Genomic DNA, 16,466 nt, shown 5'->3' on the forward strand with positions numbered 1-16,466 from the left:
GTCGGCGCGTCGGGCGCTGAAGCGTCACACTCCCATTGGCGTGGTTGCCTCGGGGTGCCCACTATCGGATAGGGAATCTTTCGCGATGCTTACCAGCCAGAGAATCGGTGTCGGTTGATGGGTAAGTGTCCAGTAAGAAGAACTTTTCGACGATAGGGTCGTTTTCATCCTATTGATCTGGAGAACCCCATGCATTGCACGCCCCTGCCAACCTCTAAAGCTGCAAGTGCAACCCGGCTGACCGCCACCTCGTCAGCCTTGGTGCTCGGTCTGTGCTCATCCATGACCGTCCTCGCCGCTGAGTCGGCAAACGCCGAGCCCTCTTCATCCTGGGGCCTTGGCATGGGGGCGGTCAGCAGCCAATCGCCGTACAAGGGCGTCGACCGTGAAAGTCAGGCCATCCCGTTGATCTACTTTGAAAATGACTACGTGCGCGTATTCGGCCCTACCGCCGAGATCAAGCTGCCGGGTTTCACTATCAACGACTCCCAGCAACTGGATCTGAGCATCGTCGGTGAATACGATTTCAGTGGGTATGACGACGACGATGCCCGTTTCCTGGATGGCATGAGTGACCGTAAAGGTGGCTTCTGGGCTGGCGCCAAGGTGCAGTGGCGCAACCCGCTGGCCGATGTCAGCGCCCAGTGGCTGGCGGACGTATCGGGCAACAGCAAGGGCCAGCGTTTTACCCTGGGTCTTGAGAGATCCTGGCAATGGGCTGAGCACCTCACGCTCACGCCGCGAATGGCGGCGATATGGCAGGACCAAAAGTACGTTGATTACTATTTTGGCGTTCGCGAAAGTGAAGCTCGCATTGATCGAGCAGCCTATGATGGAAAATCCGGCCTCAATACCGAACTGGGCGTTCGTGGAAACTATATGTTCGATGACCATCACTCCGTATTCCTTGACATCAAGGCCACGAACCTCGCCGATGAGATCAAGGACAGCCCGCTGGTAGACCGTTCTACCGAAAACAGCGTGCTCTTCGGCTACCTGTACCGCTTCTGATGAGTCGTATTCTGCTGGTCGAAGACCACGAGCGATTGGCGCATCTGGTGTGCAAAGGCCTGGCGAGCGCCGGCATCGCCGTCGATGTGGTCAATCGCATCGATGGCGCGTGGGCGGCTATCGGGCGGGTCCCCTACCAGGCACTGATTCTTGATCGCGGCTTGCCGGACGGCGACGGGCTCGTCCTGTTGCAGCGCTTGCGCAACGCCGGGCTTGGCGTGCCCTGCCTTGTCCTCACGGCGCGCGACGCACTGCATGACCGTGTCGCAGGCCTGGATGCTGGAGCAGATGACTATCTGCCCAAGCCGTTCGCCATGGATGAGATGGTCGCGCGAGTGCGGGCGTTGCTAAGGCGTCCGGTGGACTGTCGTCCACTCGCGCCGAGTCATGGTGACCTGAGCCTGCAACCCGATACCGGCGTCATGAGCTGTGCCGGCCAAAGCATTCCTCTGGCGCCGGCGGAAATGCAGATCATGCTGTTGCTGTTGCGAAAGCCAGGGGAAATCGTGCGGCGCACCGCGATAGAAGCGGCAGGCTGGGGCTTGAGCGAAGCCGTGACGCCTAACGCCCTGGATGTGGCCCTTCACCGGATCCGCCGCAAGCTGCTTGCCATCGGCTCCCGCCAACGAATCATCAATCTCAGAGGTCTCGGTTATGCCCTTCGTCAAGAAGACGTGGAGCAATAGCATCAGCTTCAAGGTGCTGCTCGCCTACGTGGTCGGCGTGGGGTTGAGCATCCTGCTGATTGCGTTGGGAGCGCTCGCGCTTATCACGTCCAAGAGCGATATCTTGTTGACCACCGACGTCGCCGAGCGCACCCAAGATCTGGCCGGCAAGCTCCAGTTCGATGCCACTGGCCGACCCATCGGATTCGACAGCACTGAGAGTGACCGAATCTGGACCTTCGATAGTCTGAGGCGGGAAATCGGCCACCGCGTGCTGGACTCAACGGGCAAGGTGGCCCTGACCTCCACCGACGCGACGTTTTGGTCTTCAGTGGCAACGGCTCCTCCATCGCAGCAGCCGAGATTCAAGTTCGAGCGTGAAGGCATCGTCATGTACGCCGCCACCGCGGCTGTCGAGCATCAAGGCAAGACCTGGTATCTGCAATTTGCTGCCAGCGAGAGGCTCATGGATTTGCTCCATGGAGGATTTGCCTGGCCATTCATGGGGGCCGGGATCGCGCTGTTCAGCCTGGTGCTGCTGTTCGTCTTCGGCGCCTGCGCTTATTTCACGTTGGGCTACACCCTCAAACCCTTGCGTGAAGCGTCGGAGTCAGCGGCTGCCATCTCCCCTCGTTCCCTGCACTCGCGGTTGCAGGTCAAAACCGTGCCGTCCGAGGTCGAGCCGCTGATCACCAGCTTCAACCAGGCGCTTGCGCGCCTGGAGCAAGGTTATCGTATCCAGCAGGAGTTCCTTGCAACCGCAGCGCACGAGTTGAAAACACCGCTGGCGCTGATTCGCGCGCAAATCGAACTGATGCAAGACCATCACCCCCGCAACGCCCTGCTCAATGACGTGGCGCATATGACCCGGCAAGTCCAGCAACTGCTGCTCCTGACCGAAGCCAGTGAGGTTCAGAATTACAGTTTTGCCACGGTGGAAATCGCCGATGTCGCCAAGGAAGCCTGCGGCTATCTGCAGCGTATGGCCGAGGCCGTCGACGTACGTCTTGTTCTGATTGACGAGACGCCCGCCGGCGGCCAATGGCAGGCCGATCGAAGCGCACTCTTCACGTTGCTCAAGAATCTGCTGGAAAATGCCATTCAACACGCCCCCCGAGGTACTGAGGTCAAGGTGCACGTCAGTGCGGATACACTCAGGGTGCGCGATTGGGGGCCGGGCGTTGATCGCGAGCAATTGCCGCACTTGTTCACGCGCTTCTGGCGCGGGCCGCATCGCCGTGACCACGGCGCAGGGCTTGGCCTGACGATCTGCCAGGAAATTGCACGGGCCCATGGTTGGAGGCTGTCTGCAAAGCGAGGCGAGCCGGGCCTGCTGTTTGAGTTGTCTTGGCCGGAGCGGTTGGATGCCCCTGCCCGGCTTTGAGTACCCGCGCTCGTGCGAACGCCCCGCCCTCGCCCCTCAGATAAACGCCAGGGCAGCCCGTGCATCCACGACAGCAGCCAACATCAGTCACCTCGTCAGAGTATAAAACGGCCCGCCCCCCACTCAGGGCGGGCAGAAACTCAGCTGTGGTAGGTCGGATTCTCGATCAACAGCGCCATGCCCTGGCCACCGCCGACACATGCTGCGGCTATCCCGTAACGCAGATTGTGCTGACGCAACTGCCTGGCCAGGGTCATGACCAACCGCAAGCCGGTAGCAGCCAGTGGATGCCCGACAGCCAAAGAGCCACCCTGGACGTTGAGCCGGGTCTGATCCAGTTCCAACTCCTGCGCGACCGCCAGTACCTGCGCCGCCTGGGCTTCGTTGATCTCGAAACGACCAATGTCATCAAGACTCAATCCACTGCGTTGCAGCAACAGACGAATCGCGGGTGCCGGGCCGATACCCATGAACTCCGGCGCCACCCCGACCACCGCGCTGGCCAGCAAGCGAGCCAGGGGCCTACGCGTGCAGGCTGAGCCCCGTCCTACCAGGGCCGCCGCTGCGCCATCGACGACCGCGCAGCTGTTACCGGCGGTTTGTACGCCACCCACATGTAACGCCCGCAGGCGCGACAGCGCCGAGAAGTCAGTGGGTCGTGGATGGCTGTCCTGGGTGACGATACTGGTGCGACGCGGCAGCTTGATGCCCCTTGGCTGATAGCCTTCCAGTTCGAACACCTGGTTATCGATGGGTACGATCTCCTCACACCAGGCGCCTTCGCGCTGTGCCTGCAAGGCTCGCTGATGACTGTCGCAAGCATAACGGTCCACCGCCTCGCGACACAGATCATAGCGTCGCGCCAGGTGGTCGGCGGTGGCGATCATGTCCAACCCGGGGGCCGGGTCGTACAGGGCTTCCCAGAGAAAATCCTTGAATTGCACCCCGCCACCGAGACGAAACCCATCCCGGTGTGTGTAGGCGGCAATCGGATTGCGTGACATCGATTCACTGGCCACGCATAAGGCTAATTGAACGCCATCACGCAACTGTTTAGCAGCCTGGCGCAACAGTTCAAAGCCGGTGGCGCAGATGCGCTGCACCCCCAGCGCAGGAACCGTTTGCGCCACGCCGCTGTACAACCCGATGTGCCGCGGCAATAAATAGGCATCAAAGCTGGCTTGGGCCATGGAGCCGGCCAGCACGCTGTCTACGGCCAGAGGATCGATGCCGGCCCGGCCCAGCACCTCCCGACCGACCTTGATCCCAAGATCGATAGGCGAAACCTGAGCCAGGGCTCCCCCAAGATCAACCCAGGGGGTGCGCACCGCATCGAAAATGGCTACATCGACAAAGGTGGAATATTGCCCTGCACTGCTCATGCCCTGAGTTCCATGGCTTTTGCTCTCTCTTTGCGCACTTGAAGGTGAGCAAAAACCTAACCCGTCATTTTAGTTAATTCAAGTAACCATTACTCAAATTAACTAAATATGCTTCGGGTCGGTGGGTGAGAAGTCGTCGAGCAGTTCGATGAAGGATTGTCGCAACCAGCGGTTGGCCGGGTCATGATGGAAACGCGTATGCCAGTAAAGGTGTATGTCGTATCCGCAAATATCCCATGGCAGCGGCACCAGGCGCACATCGGTGATGTCGGCAAACCTCCGTCCGACTGCCAAGGGTACAGTGGCGATCATGTCAGATTCGGCCACCAGAAATGGCACGCCCATGAACCGTGGCAGGCTGAAACGCACCCGACGGGTGATGCCGTGGCTTGCCAGCTCACGATCCAGTCCGCTCATTCCACGCCCGTCAGGCTGGACCGCGACATGCAATGCGCTCTGGTATTGCTCGGCGCTCATGCTGTCACCGATGGTCGGGTGATCGCGACGAACGATGCAGACAAACGAATGGCGATACAACGCACGATGCCGGATCGAGGTATTGAGCAAGCGCGGAAAATAACCGATTGCCGCGTCCACCTCGCCGGCATCCAGCCCCTCCTCCAACTGCTCCGAAGACAACGCCAGGGTCCGAATTTTTAAATGCGGCGCTTTACTGTCGAGCATTCGCATCAATCTGGGCAGAAACACCATCTCACCGATGTCCGACATGCACAGCACCAATTGGCGCTCGGAGTGTTCGGCAACGAACCCGGTGGATGGCAACACCTCGCTGCTGACCATCTCCAGGATCCGTTGCACCGGCTCGGCGATCTGCAGGGCCCTCGCAGTAGGTTGCATGCCACGTGAAGTGCGAATGAACAATGGGTCATCGAACAGCGTGCGTAACTTGGCCAACGCGAAGCTCATGGCCGGCTGACTGAGCCCCATGAGATCACCGGCCAGGGTCACGCTTTGCTTTTTGCGCAGCGCATCGAAGACTTTCAGCAGGTTGAGATCGACGTCCTTGATATCCATATTTTGGATTTTATCTATAAGTAAAATAAGGTTTTCGGATTCTAGGTCGAAGCCTAGACTCGGTACAAGATCGTTAAGGTAATTAACCGAATCGACCTCTAATAAAAACAACGGAGCGAATCATGCCCAAGAAGCTACGCAGTAATTTCCCCTACGGATCCTACTTGTGGGCTGTGCGTGCCGCCCAGTGGCGCGCCTTGGGAATTGAGGAGAGCGAGCTGGAAAAACCGAAAATCGCCATCGTGAACTCGTCGTCGAACCTGGCGATCTGCTTCAGTCATCTGGACGGCATCGCTGCCACCCTCAAGCAATCGGTACGCGATGCCGGTGCGCTGCCCTTCGAAATTCGTACAGCCGCGCCCAGTGATTTCATCACCGGTGCCGGTGCGGGAGGAGCCTATATGCTCGCCGCCCGAGACCTCATCACCAATGATATTGAAGTAGCGGTCGAAGGTGCTCAGCTCGACGGCATGATCTGCCTGGCCTCTTGCGACAAAACGGTACCCGGCCAATTGATGGCTGCCGCCCGGTTGAACATCCCGACGCTGATCGTAGTGTGCGGGTATCAGCCAAGCGGCGAATATAAAGGCCAGCACGTCGATATCGAAGATGTCTTCATCAGCTCCATGCACGTGGTCACCGGCAAACTGCCGGTCGAGGAACTGGCCGGCATGGCACGCAACGCCATCAAGGGGCCCGGGGTCTGTTCGGGCATGGGCACGGCCAACTCCATGCACCTGGTATGTGAAGCCTTGGGCATGGCCTTGCCCGGCAGTTCCCCTATTGCAGCGAATAGCCCGCAGATGTTCGATTTCGTTCACCAGGCAGGCAAGCGCATCGTGGAAATGATCGAGGAGGATCTGAAGCCTCGCGACATCCTGACTCCTGCTGCGTTTGCCAACGCCGTTGCGACCATTCTCGCCGCGGGAGGCTCGGTCAACACCATCAAACATATGCAGGCGGTGGCGGCTGAAGGTGGCATTGACGTAGACGTGTACCAACTCTTCAGGGAACTGGGGAAAAAGATACCGGTGCTGGTCGGCGTACGCCCCGTGGGCGAACACAGCATTGAGCAAATGGAAGCGGCAGGTGGTGGCCGCGGGCTGCTCAAGCGCCTTGAGCCGTTGCTGCACGGTGACGTGCTGACCGTGACCGGCAAAACCCTCACGCAAAACCTGGTGGGGGTAACCGTCAGTGACGACGAGGTGATCCGCCCGTTGCACACCCCCTTTGCCACCCAACCGGCCATCGTGATGCTGCGCGGCAACATTGCGCCGCAGGCCGGCATCGTCAAATACGGCATCGAGCCACACAAGCCACGCCGGTTCAAGGGCCCCGCGATCTGCTTCGAGCGCTCCGCCGATGCCATCCAGGCATTGCAGGACGGACGCATTCAGCCCGGTCATGTCGTGGTCATGCGTGGTGCCGGTGTACAGGGCGGTCCGGCCATGGGCGGCGGTGCGTCGAAGGTCGTGTTCGCCATTGACGGGGCCGGGCTGGGTGACCACGTGGCAATGCTGACCGACGGTCACCTTTCGGGGCTGGTGTGCAAAGGTTTGGTCGTGGCTGAGGTGGCTCCCGAAGCAGCCGTCGGTGGCCCCCTCGCACTGGTGGAGGACGGCGATATCATCGATATCGACCTGGATCTCAACACCCTTGACGCCGATATCAGCGAAACCCAAATGCACGCCAGACGCGCCCGCTGGCTGCCTGCGCCCTCCCAGTTCGGTGGTGGCTGGCTGGATATATATCGCCACAATGTGTCCTCCATGGAACACGGTGCGGTGTTGATAAAGCCCCTGGACATCACCCCTCCCGGGGAGAAACCGCAATGAAGTTGCGCGACGACGAAAAAGCCATGCTCGCTGGCGATCAAGGTCCGGCGGTGCAAAAAGCCATGGATTTACTGGTGCGCTATGGCGCAGCCCTGGATGCGGAATGTCTGGTGGATACGCGAAATGTGGCCGGTACCATCGGCGCCACCACGCCCTTTCTGCGTCAGTACGCAGATCAAAATGGCGGTATGGATGCAGTGTTCAGCGAGTTCAACCTCGACAGCGCCGAGTGGGTCAAGATTCCTCCGGTCAAGGTCTCGAGCAGCCACCTGCAGCAAGGCATCGACCCCCGGCACGCTGTACGCCAAGGCGTCTCGCAAGACGTGGTCCGCATCTATGAAACAGGACAGGCCTACAGCAGTGGTCTGGGGGTCCAACCCTTGAATACCTGTACGCCCTATCAGGTCGGCAACGTGCCGGTAAAGGGCGAACACTGCGCATGGATGGAATCCTCTGCGGTGATCTATATCAACTCGGTACTCGGCGCCCGCACCAATGCCGAAGGCCGGGAAAGCACGGGCGCGGCGATGCTGACCGGCAAGATCCCCTATTGGGGCCTGCATATCGAGCAGAACCGTCGCGGCACTCACCTGATCCAGTTGGACATAGACGTCAGTACCACGGCTGACTGGGGATTGCTCGGCTACTGGGTCGGTGAACAGGTTCAGGACCGCATCCCGGTCATCCAGGGCTTGAGTCACCAGCCCAACCTGGCTCGCCTCAAGCATTTCGGAGCGGCGGCGGCATCCAGTGGCGGGGTGGAAATGTATCACCTGGTTGGGGTGACACCTGAAGCCCAAACCCGCGAGCAGGCGTTTGGCGCGTCCCCGCCCCTGGCCACAATGCGCTTCGGCGAGGCCGAGCGGCGCTGGGCCTACGAGCAAGTCAATATCACCGCGCGTGATGACGAGATTGACTTCGTGATGCTCGGTTGCCCGCACTACAGCCTCGAACAACTCTGGGAGGTCTGCCAATTGCTGGAAGGCCAGCGCCTGAGTCCGAATACCGAGCTCTGGATATTTACGGCGGCGTCGATCAAACAACTGGCCGATGTCGCCGGCTACACCCGCATCATCGAACAGGCCGGTGGGCATCTGATGACCGATACCTGCTCGGCCATTGGCAAGGTGGTTCCCACGGGCACACGGGTGGCGGCAGTCGATTCGGCCAAACAGGCGCACTACCTGCCGGCGATCATGGGTATCCAGACCTGGTTCGGTAGCACCGCCGATTGCGTTCAGGCCGCCATTGAGGGCCGTTGGAAAGGAGTATTGAGATGAGTACAACCTTCACCCTCACAGGCCGCAAGGTCGTAGGCGGCTGCTTCGAAGGCGAAGCACTGGTGACCCGGGACCGCATCTCTGGCTGGGGCGGTATCGACCCGCGCACCGGAACCGTCATCGAGACCCGTCACCAACTCAAGGGCATCAGTTTCGCCGGCAAAGTGCTGGTGTTTCCCGGCGCCAAGGGCTCGTCCGGCTGGTCCTCGCAGTTCCATATCGCCCGTCTCGCCGGCGTAGCCCCGGGCGCCATGCTGTTCAACGAAATGTCCGCAAAAATGGGCCTTGGCGCCGTGGTCGTCCATGCGCCGGCCATGACCGACTTCACAGAGGATCCATTGAGCCGTATTCAAACCGGGGATTGGGTCCGAGTCGATGCCGACGCCGGGACCGTTGAAGTGACCCCGCGTCAACGGCAAACCGATCCGTCGCAACACCCGACCGGGTCGCAGCGAACGCGGGCGCCGTCGTAAGCGAAATCTGCCAGCCGCAACAACCGCTCCCGTGACCTTTGGTCATCGGGCTCGGGCTCGGCTGCCCTTATTACATATCCAAAGGTAGTTTTATGGCTCATGTCATTCGCACGGTACGCCGTACCAGCGCCCCCACCCCGCAACGCTTGCAGGCCGACGTATGCATTGTCGGCGCTGGTATCTCCGGTATTTCCGCCGCTCTGGAGGCCGCTGCGCTCGGCAAACGCGTCGTGCTGTTCGATGCCCTGCCGATGCTCGGCGGCCAGGCGGTCGGTTCGATTATCGGGACCTTCTGCGGGTTGTTTTCCAATGGTCCGAACCGCCGGTTGCTGACCCACGGTATCGCCGCCGACATCCTTCGTGACCTGGGTGCCTCAGGGGACTTGCACCAGGCTATTGGCCCCCTGACGACGGTGGTTTACTACGACGAAGTTGCCTTGGGTCGATGGATTGGCCAGAAAGTCCTCGACGCCGGGATCACCGTGGTGCTCGGTGCGGTGTTACGCAATGTAGTGCGCGAAGGTCCGCGGATCCGGGAAGTGGAACTGGCCACCCGCTACGGCGATGTGCGTGTCGCGGCCAACGGCTTTATCGACGCCAGCGGAGACGCGGCATTAGTCTGGAATGCCGGGCTTGCCTGTCGCGAGCCGGACACACCCATCTATGGCACCCAGATGTTCGTCCTTGAGCACATCAATGAAGCGTACTTGCCCACCCGCGCGCAATTCACCGAACGGGTCAAACAAAAAGCCAAAAGCTACGGTATCGAACGCGACGACGGACTGTTCTTTCAGTTCCCCGGGCGCGGCACCGCAGCGTTCAACATGACTCACATCGAAACGCCTCTGGATCCGGTGGCCGCTTCCCACGTCGCGATCGCCGGGCGCCAGCAGGTAGACCAGGTGATCAACTTCCTTCAGTCGGAGTACCCCGAGGCTTACAGCAAGGCCAAGGTTCGGGCATACGCGCTGCCCGGTATTCGCCAGACCCGCTGGATTGTCGGACATCATCATTTGACAACCGACGAAGTACGGGCGGCGACGATCTTCCCGGACGCGGTAGCCCGTACATCCTGGCCAGTGGAATTACACGGCAATACCAGTGGTTATCAGTGGGAGCCCTTTGGTGACGATCACATTCACAGTGTGCCGTTGCGCAGCATGCTTGCCGAGGGTAGCGATAACCTGGTCGTCGCCGGTCGCTGCATCGATGCCGACGCGGCCGCGCTGTCGAGTGTCCGGGTGATGGGCCCCTGTATCGCAATGGGCGCCGCTGCGGCCCATGCGCTGGACCTCGCAGGCCCCGATGGCAGGTTGAGTGACATACCCGCCCCGGCATTGCGCGAGCGGCTGGCGTTCAATCTGGAATAGTGCTTAAAGCAGTTCGACGCGCCACCCGCCAAACGGGGGGCGCCACTCCAACAACAATAAAAAAATGCAGTGGAGAACGCACATGTCACAGTCCCGCACCCTGGACGTAGCGGCGCTTATCGAAGGTCGCAAACTTTCACGTTTCAACTACGTGGTGATCCTGGTCTCGGTTCTGATCACCTTCCTTGATGGCTTCGATTTACTGGTGCTGTCGCACACGGCCTCCTACATCGCCGATGAAGTGGGTCTGGACAAGATCCAACTGGGCGAGATCTTCTCCATCGGCCTGCTGGGCATGATGCTCGGTGGATTCTTCTTCGGCTACCTGGGTGACCGAATCGGGCGGCGTCCCACCATTCTTTTTTCCACCTGCTCATTTGGGGTGTTGACCTTACTGTTTGCCTTGGCCAACAGCTATGAGTCGCTGATGGTCCTGCGCTTTCTCAACGGCTTCGCTCTAGGCGCGATGCTGCCGTTGTGCTGGGCCTTGAACATTGAATTCGTACCCAAGCGTTATCGCTCGACGGTGGTGACCATCATCATGGTCGGCTTCAGTCTGGGCAGCGCGATGGCTGGCCCGATCACCGTCTGGCTGGCGCCACATGTCGGTTGGCAGGGGGTGTTCGTGTTAGGCGGCGTACTGACCCTGGCCGCCAGCATGCTCCTGTTTTTCACCCTGCCCGAATCGGTCCGGTTCCTGGCCAGCAAGCGTAAAGGCCCGGAAAAAATCCTGGCAACGCTCAAGCGCATGGATGCGAGCCTGGATGTGCGACCTGGCGACCAATTCGTTCTACTGGACGAGCCGGATCTGGGTCGCAAGGAATTTCGGGTCAGCCAGCTGTTTATCGGCCGCCTGAAATGGGTCACCCCAATGATCTGGCTGGGCTACTCCGCCAGTTCCATGGCCATGTACTTTCTCGCCTCGTGGAGCCCACTGGTCTATCAGTACGCAGGATTTGACCGCGCGACAGCTTCGTGGGTCAGCTCGATCGCCTCGTTCAGCGGCGCAATGGCGGGCTTGGCGATGATGCGTTTCGTCGATACCCGCGGCCCTTACATGGTGATGATCTATCCGCTGCTGGCTTTGCCTTTCCTGCTGGTACTGGGCATCTCCGGCATGCAGGGCACCGCATTCCTGATGCTGAGCCTGGTCGGGGCCGTGTTCGTCAAAGGCTCCCACTACGGCATCCTCAGTATCGCCGGGGTCTTCTACCCCAGCGCTATCCGTGCCAATGGCGCGGGCTGGGCAACCTCGATCGCCAAGATCGGCTCGATCCTCGGCCCATTGCTGGGCGCTTATGTACTGAACAGCGGAATGCCAGTGGTCAAGAGCTTCCTGGTCCTGGCCATATGTCCGGCCATGCTGGCCGCCTGTGCGTTCGGCATCGGTCACCTGACCCGCCACGACCTTGCGGTGGATCCATTGCCAGCCCCGTCACAGACGTGACCGCCGGCCTCTGACTCACCACTTTGTCCCATGCCTGCTGCGCCGCGTCGTCACCGACGCGGTCAGGCAAAACTCGCCCTGAATAATCGTCTTCCCTCTCCTGAGAGCAATAAAAAAATGAACAGGAATCTACCTTTCTTCACCGCGTTTGCACTCTTCTGTCACGGCACCTACGTCCAGGCAGACTTTTTCAAGGACAGCAGCGCGACCTTGACCACGCGCAATTTTTATCTCAATCGCGACTTTCGCCAGAGTGGCGCGCCCCAGGCCAAAGCCGAAGAGTGGACCCAAGGCTTCTTCGCCGAACTTCAGTCTGGCTACACCGAAGGTACCGTTGGATTTGGCCTCGATGCCTTGGGCGAACTGGGGATCAAGCTCGACTCGGGCCGAGGTCGACGGGGCAGCGGACTGTTGCCCTACGGGCCCGACAGCAACCAGCCGGTTGACGAGTACAGCGAACTGGGGCTGACCGCAAAAATGCGTCTGTCCCAGACCCGGCTCAAGGTAGGAACCCTGATGCCGATTCACCCGCTGGCGTATTACAGCGATACCCGACTACTGCCCTCGACCTTCACCGGTGCCTACCTGACGTCGAACGAAGTCGAGAACTTGACCTTCACCGCAGCGAGGTTGACAGCGGCCAACGGCCGCGACTCTTCCAGTAATGACGACATCAGCTATGCCGGCCAGAGCAGTGATCATCTGGACCTGCTCGGCGGCGACTATACGCTGGGCAAGAACCTGACCCTGCGCTACCACCAGGGTGAGCTGCAGGACATCTACCGCCAGCATTTTTCCGGCGTGATTCACACACTGCCACTGGGAGAAGGCATCAGCCTGCGCTCCGATTTGCGCTACGTCGACAGCAGCGACACTGGCGCCGCAAAGGCCGGGAAGATCGACAACCGCAACTTCAATGGCATGTTCACCCTGACCGTCGGAGCCCAGCGATTTGCCGCGGCGTTTCAGCACCTGTCGGGAGACAGTGTGTATCCCGTGATCGACACCGGCACTCCGTATGTGGCGAACCTCGTCACCTATAACTCCTTCACTAAAGCCAACGAAAAATCCTGGCAGTTGCGTTACGAATATGACTTTGCCGCGCTCGGCATACCAGGTCTGACGTTCATGACCCGTTATGTGAAAGGCAGCGATATCCGCACCAGCACCGTCAGCGACGGCAGTGAGTGGGAACGTGATACCGACCTGACCTACGTCCTCCAGAGCGGTGCCCTGAAAGGCCTGAACCTGCGCTGGCGCAACGTCACGTACCGGTCTGGAGATGGCCTGACCCAGCAGCTCGATGAAAACCGCCTGATCGTCGGTTACACCTGGAAATTGTGGTGAGCCCGGCACACCGGAACACGCTCACTTGGGTCTTACTGTGTGGAGAGCAATCATGATCCCATCACGCGCAATTGATGTCGCCGCCTTGATTGAGGCGCGCAAACTGTCGAGTTTCAACTATCTGATCATTTGTGTGTCGGTGCTGATCACCTTCCTCGATGGCTTTGACTTGCTGATGCTCTCCCATACCGCCGCCTACATGGCCGAGGACATTGGCCTGGATAAACTGCAATTGGGCAACATCTTTTCCATAGGTTTGTTCGGCATGATGTTGGGTGGATTCTTTTTCGGTTATCTGGGCGACCGGATCGGCCGTCGCCCGACCATCATCCTGTCCACCAGCGCCTTTGGCCTGATGACCTTGCTGTTCACCCTAGCCGATAGCTACGCCTCGCTGCTGATCTTGCGCTTTCTCAATGGTTTTGCCTTGGGCGCCATGCTGCCACTTTGCTGGGCTTTGAATATCGAGTTTGTGCCCAAGCGCTACCGTGCAAGCGTGATCACCATCATCATGGTTGGCTTCAGCCTGGGTGGCGCGGTTGCCGGCCCCCTGACCGTTTGGATGGCTCCACACTACGGCTGGGCCAGCGTGTTTGCCCTGGGCGGCATCGCGACTTTGCTTTCCAGTGTGTTGTTGTTTTTCACCCTGCCGGAATCGGTGCGATTTCTGGTGAGCAAGCACAAACGGCCCGAAACCGTGGCGCGAATCCTCAAGCGCCTGGATCCTGGCATCGATCTTCGCGCCGGGGACCGCTATTTTCTGGGCGATGAAATCGACCTTGGCCACCGCCCCTTCCGTGTCGGACAGTTGTTCATCGGCAAACTGAAATGGATCACGCCCATGATCTGGATTGGCTTCGGAGCAAGCTCCATGGCCATGTACTTTCTCGCTTCATGGAGCCCACTGGTGTATCAGTATGCAGGCTTCGACCGGGCTACCGCGTCATGGGTAAGCTCCTTCGCCTCGTTCAGCGGAGCCATGGCCGGGCTCGTGTTGATGCGAGTGGTCGACACTCGTGGGCCCTACGCCGTAATGATATACCCGCTGTTGTCGTTACCCTTTTTGCTGGTCCTGGGTATCGGCGAACTGCAAGGCGACGCCTTTATTGCACTGAGCCTGATGGGCGCTATTTTCGTCAAGGGCAGCCACTACGGCATCACCAGTATCGCCGGGGTTTTCTACCCCAGTGCCATTCGCGGCAACGGCGCCGGATGGGCCGCGTCCATGGGTAAGATCGGCTCTGTATGTGGGCCGTTACTCGGGGCCTATGTGCTCAACAGCGGCATGCCCGTGGTGAAGAGCTTCGCCGTACTGGCCCTGTGTCCTGCGGTACTTGGCGTGTGCGCCTATGTCGTGGCCCGCATTGATCGGCGCTCAATCGTGAACACCGAGCTTTGGAATACAAAACCGTTAACGTTGGACAATACCGTCATCCCCCATTCCCAACCATCTGCCACAACGACGCCCCCACCCCGGTAATGCTCTCCCCGGCAATCAACCCCGCCGCCGCGGTGATGGCAAAGCGTTCTGTAAGGCTCGGCCAGCGGCAACTCACCAGCCAGGTGAGTACCGCGCCGAGGGCCATCATCAGTGACACCGAGGCCGGCAAGACGAAGGCCAGGCCCAAGGCCGCCGTGCTTGGCAGGTAACGGGCCCGGTGCGCGGGCAGTACGCTGTCGAGGATCCCTAGCAGCAAGCCGGCCACGGCGCCGATGATGACCGCCCAGCGAATGCTCGCTGACAGTGAGTCCAGCCCCAGGGTCAGGGTTTGCGCCACGGCTTTCCAGGTGGCGACCGCCGGGGCCGGCCATTCCTGGGTGAGCAACATCCCTTGCGGGTCCGGGATCAGGGCCAGGTAGGCCAACACCCCGACGATGCTGCCGACGAAAATCCCCAGGGTTTGCGCGATCAACTGCTTGCCCGGCGTGGCGCCAATCGCCCGGCCCACCTTGAAGTCGTTCATCAAGTCCGTGCATTGCCCAGCCGAACCGCCGGCGGTGTTGGCGCTCATCAAGTTGATCGGCACCTGCCCCGGGGCGACGATGCCAAAACTCAGTTGGGACAATTGTCCGATGGCGCCAATGGGGGCAATGCCCGTGGCGCCGACCACACGGGCGGCCACGGCCGCCAGGCAGATCGCCAAGGGAATGGTCAACAAGGCCATCCACGGGTTGATGCCAAACAACAGTGCTTGCAGGCTCACCACCAATATAATCGCCAACAGGAAACCGGCGGCGGGCCCCGTCTTGGGGGCCGCCCAGGTCGTCCCACCGCCTGCCCTGGTGGACTTGTGCAAGGCCCACAAGCGAATCGCCAGAGAGGTCAGGGTCGCACAGACCATCAGGCTCACGCCCGGCCACAGCAACCACTCCACCAGCGCCGCGAACTGCGGACCACTACTGTCCGGTGGCAGTTGCACCAGACCCTGCGCCAGCAGCCACGGCGCCAACCCGCCCCATGCCAGCAAGGCGCCGAGCAGCAGGGTCAGGCCGACGCGAATCCCGATGATCGCGCCAAAACCGACCAACAACAGTGAAGGGTCAGCGGTAAACGTCAGGCGCTCCAGCTGCGGAGTCGGCGACCAGCGCGGGAAGGTCCACAGGAAGGTATCAACCCCTTTGACCCACGCCGACAGCAACGCAGCGCTGAGCAACACCTTCAAGCGCTTCGCCGCTTCGTGGCCGTGGTTGTAGATGTGCAAAAGGGTTTCCAGGGTCGCCATGCCCTCGGGGAATTTCAGCGCCTTGTCGTTGAGCAATGAGGGCCGCAGGTACCAGGCGATCCAGATCCCCAGGAAGCTCACCGAGAACACCCAGGCAATCATTGGGATGGCGTCCAACTGTTGACCAGTCAGCAAGGTATAGGCCGGGATCGGCGCAACCAGCCCACCGGAAATGATTGATGCAGCGGCCGAGGCCACGGTCTGGTTGATGTTGCTTTCGTGCAGCGTCCAGGGCAGTTGAGCGGCCGAACGCTTGGCCAGGCCTTGCCAAATGCCATAGCCGATCAGCAAGGCAATGATCGACATGTTGAACGACCAGCCAATCTTGAGGCCGGCGTACACATTGGAAGGCGTCAACAGGATACCGATTACGATGCCGGTACTGACCGCTCGCAGGCTCAGCTCACGTTCGACAGGGTAATCCAGGGCGATGGTTGGCGAGGTTGGGTGCATGCGAATTCCTTATCGGCAATGAGACAGCGCGATCACTCAACGCGGCGACTTAACAAATGAG

Annotated in this window: 13 protein-coding genes; 10 read left to right on the forward strand and 3 right to left on the reverse strand. The window is 60.2% G+C overall.

All coding sequences use genetic code 11. The features are described 5' to 3' along the window. Window positions 1-189: 189 nt before the first annotated feature. Genes BM132_RS08840 through BM132_RS08850 form a run of 3 tightly spaced genes read left to right on the forward strand, consistent with a single transcriptional unit; the run spans window position 190 to window position 3,060 of the window. On the forward strand, window positions 190-1,011 hold the full coding sequence (locus tag BM132_RS08840; RefSeq protein ID WP_256244238.1) for a MipA/OmpV family protein: 822 nt from the start codon (window positions 190-192) through the stop codon (window positions 1,009-1,011). Then, window positions 1,011-1,697, forward strand: coding sequence for a response regulator transcription factor (locus BM132_RS08845; RefSeq protein WP_092396523.1), 687 nt, complete (start codon window positions 1,011-1,013; stop codon window positions 1,695-1,697). Before BM132_RS08840 ends, BM132_RS08845 begins: the two co-directional genes overlap by 1 nt. Further along, on the forward strand, window positions 1,618-3,060 hold the full coding sequence (locus BM132_RS08850; protein ID WP_256244239.1) for a sensor histidine kinase: 1,443 nt from the start codon (window positions 1,618-1,620) through the stop codon (window positions 3,058-3,060). The genes BM132_RS08845 and BM132_RS08850 overlap by 80 nt, the downstream gene beginning before the upstream one ends. A 140-nt stretch (window positions 3,061-3,200) precedes the next feature. Here BM132_RS08850 and BM132_RS08855 read toward each other — a convergent pair whose 3' ends face one another. Both BM132_RS08855 and BM132_RS08860 read right to left on the reverse strand, forming a co-directional pair. Further along, window positions 3,201-4,442 (reverse strand): thiolase family protein, encoded by a 1,242-nt coding sequence (locus BM132_RS08855; RefSeq protein ID WP_092454682.1) that lies wholly within the window; start codon window positions 4,440-4,442, stop codon window positions 3,201-3,203. 102 nt (window positions 4,443-4,544) lie between these two features. After that, on the reverse strand, window positions 4,545-5,477 hold the full coding sequence (locus BM132_RS08860) for a LysR family transcriptional regulator (protein ID WP_092454684.1): 933 nt from the start codon (window positions 5,475-5,477) through the stop codon (window positions 4,545-4,547). Window positions 5,478-5,599: 122 nt separating this feature from the next. Here BM132_RS08860 and BM132_RS08865 point away from each other — a divergent pair, with 122 nt between their 5' ends. From BM132_RS08865 to BM132_RS08895, 7 genes are all read left to right on the forward strand, one after another. Continuing rightward, window positions 5,600-7,312, forward strand: a complete 1,713-nt coding sequence (locus tag BM132_RS08865) for a dihydroxy-acid dehydratase (RefSeq protein WP_092454686.1) — start codon at window positions 5,600-5,602, stop codon at window positions 7,310-7,312. Beyond that, the gene (locus BM132_RS08870; protein ID WP_092454688.1) at window positions 7,309-8,592 is read left to right on the forward strand and encodes an aconitase X; all 1,284 of its coding nucleotides are present in this window, start codon (window positions 7,309-7,311) and stop codon (window positions 8,590-8,592) included. The genes BM132_RS08865 and BM132_RS08870 overlap by 4 nt, the downstream gene beginning before the upstream one ends. Beyond that, window positions 8,589-9,065, forward strand: a complete 477-nt coding sequence (locus BM132_RS08875) for an aconitase X swivel domain-containing protein (RefSeq protein WP_092454690.1) — start codon at window positions 8,589-8,591, stop codon at window positions 9,063-9,065. Before BM132_RS08870 ends, BM132_RS08875 begins: the two co-directional genes overlap by 4 nt. Window positions 9,066-9,157: 92 nt before the next feature. Then, complete coding sequence (locus BM132_RS08880; protein WP_092454692.1) at window positions 9,158-10,435, forward strand: FAD-dependent oxidoreductase; 1,278 nt, start codon at window positions 9,158-9,160, stop codon at window positions 10,433-10,435. 82 nt (window positions 10,436-10,517) lie between these two features. Then, window positions 10,518-11,882 carry an MFS transporter gene (locus BM132_RS08885; RefSeq protein WP_177218153.1) on the forward strand — a complete coding sequence of 455 codons (1,365 nt, stop codon included), beginning with the start codon at window positions 10,518-10,520 and terminating at the stop codon, window positions 11,880-11,882. A 117-nt stretch (window positions 11,883-11,999) separates the two neighbouring features. Beyond that, window positions 12,000-13,229 (forward strand): OprD family porin, encoded by a 1,230-nt coding sequence (locus tag BM132_RS08890; RefSeq protein ID WP_092454696.1) that lies wholly within the window; start codon window positions 12,000-12,002, stop codon window positions 13,227-13,229. Window positions 13,230-13,281: 52 nt separating this feature from the next. Further along, window positions 13,282-14,709, forward strand: coding sequence for an MFS transporter (locus tag BM132_RS08895; RefSeq protein WP_092454698.1), 1,428 nt, complete (start codon window positions 13,282-13,284; stop codon window positions 14,707-14,709). Here the strand turns inward: BM132_RS08895 and BM132_RS08900 are convergent. Then, window positions 14,660-16,405: an OPT family oligopeptide transporter gene (locus BM132_RS08900; protein WP_092454700.1), complete on the reverse strand. Its 1,746-nt coding sequence runs from the start codon at window positions 16,403-16,405 to the stop codon at window positions 14,660-14,662. The genes BM132_RS08895 and BM132_RS08900 overlap by 50 nt on opposite strands. Window positions 16,406-16,466: the final 61 nt, after the last annotated feature.

Origin of the sequence: Pseudomonas sp. NFACC45 (assembly GCF_900113505.1) — a bacterium.
Classification (GTDB): Bacteria; Pseudomonadota; Gammaproteobacteria; order Pseudomonadales; family Pseudomonadaceae; genus Aquipseudomonas; species Aquipseudomonas tehranensis.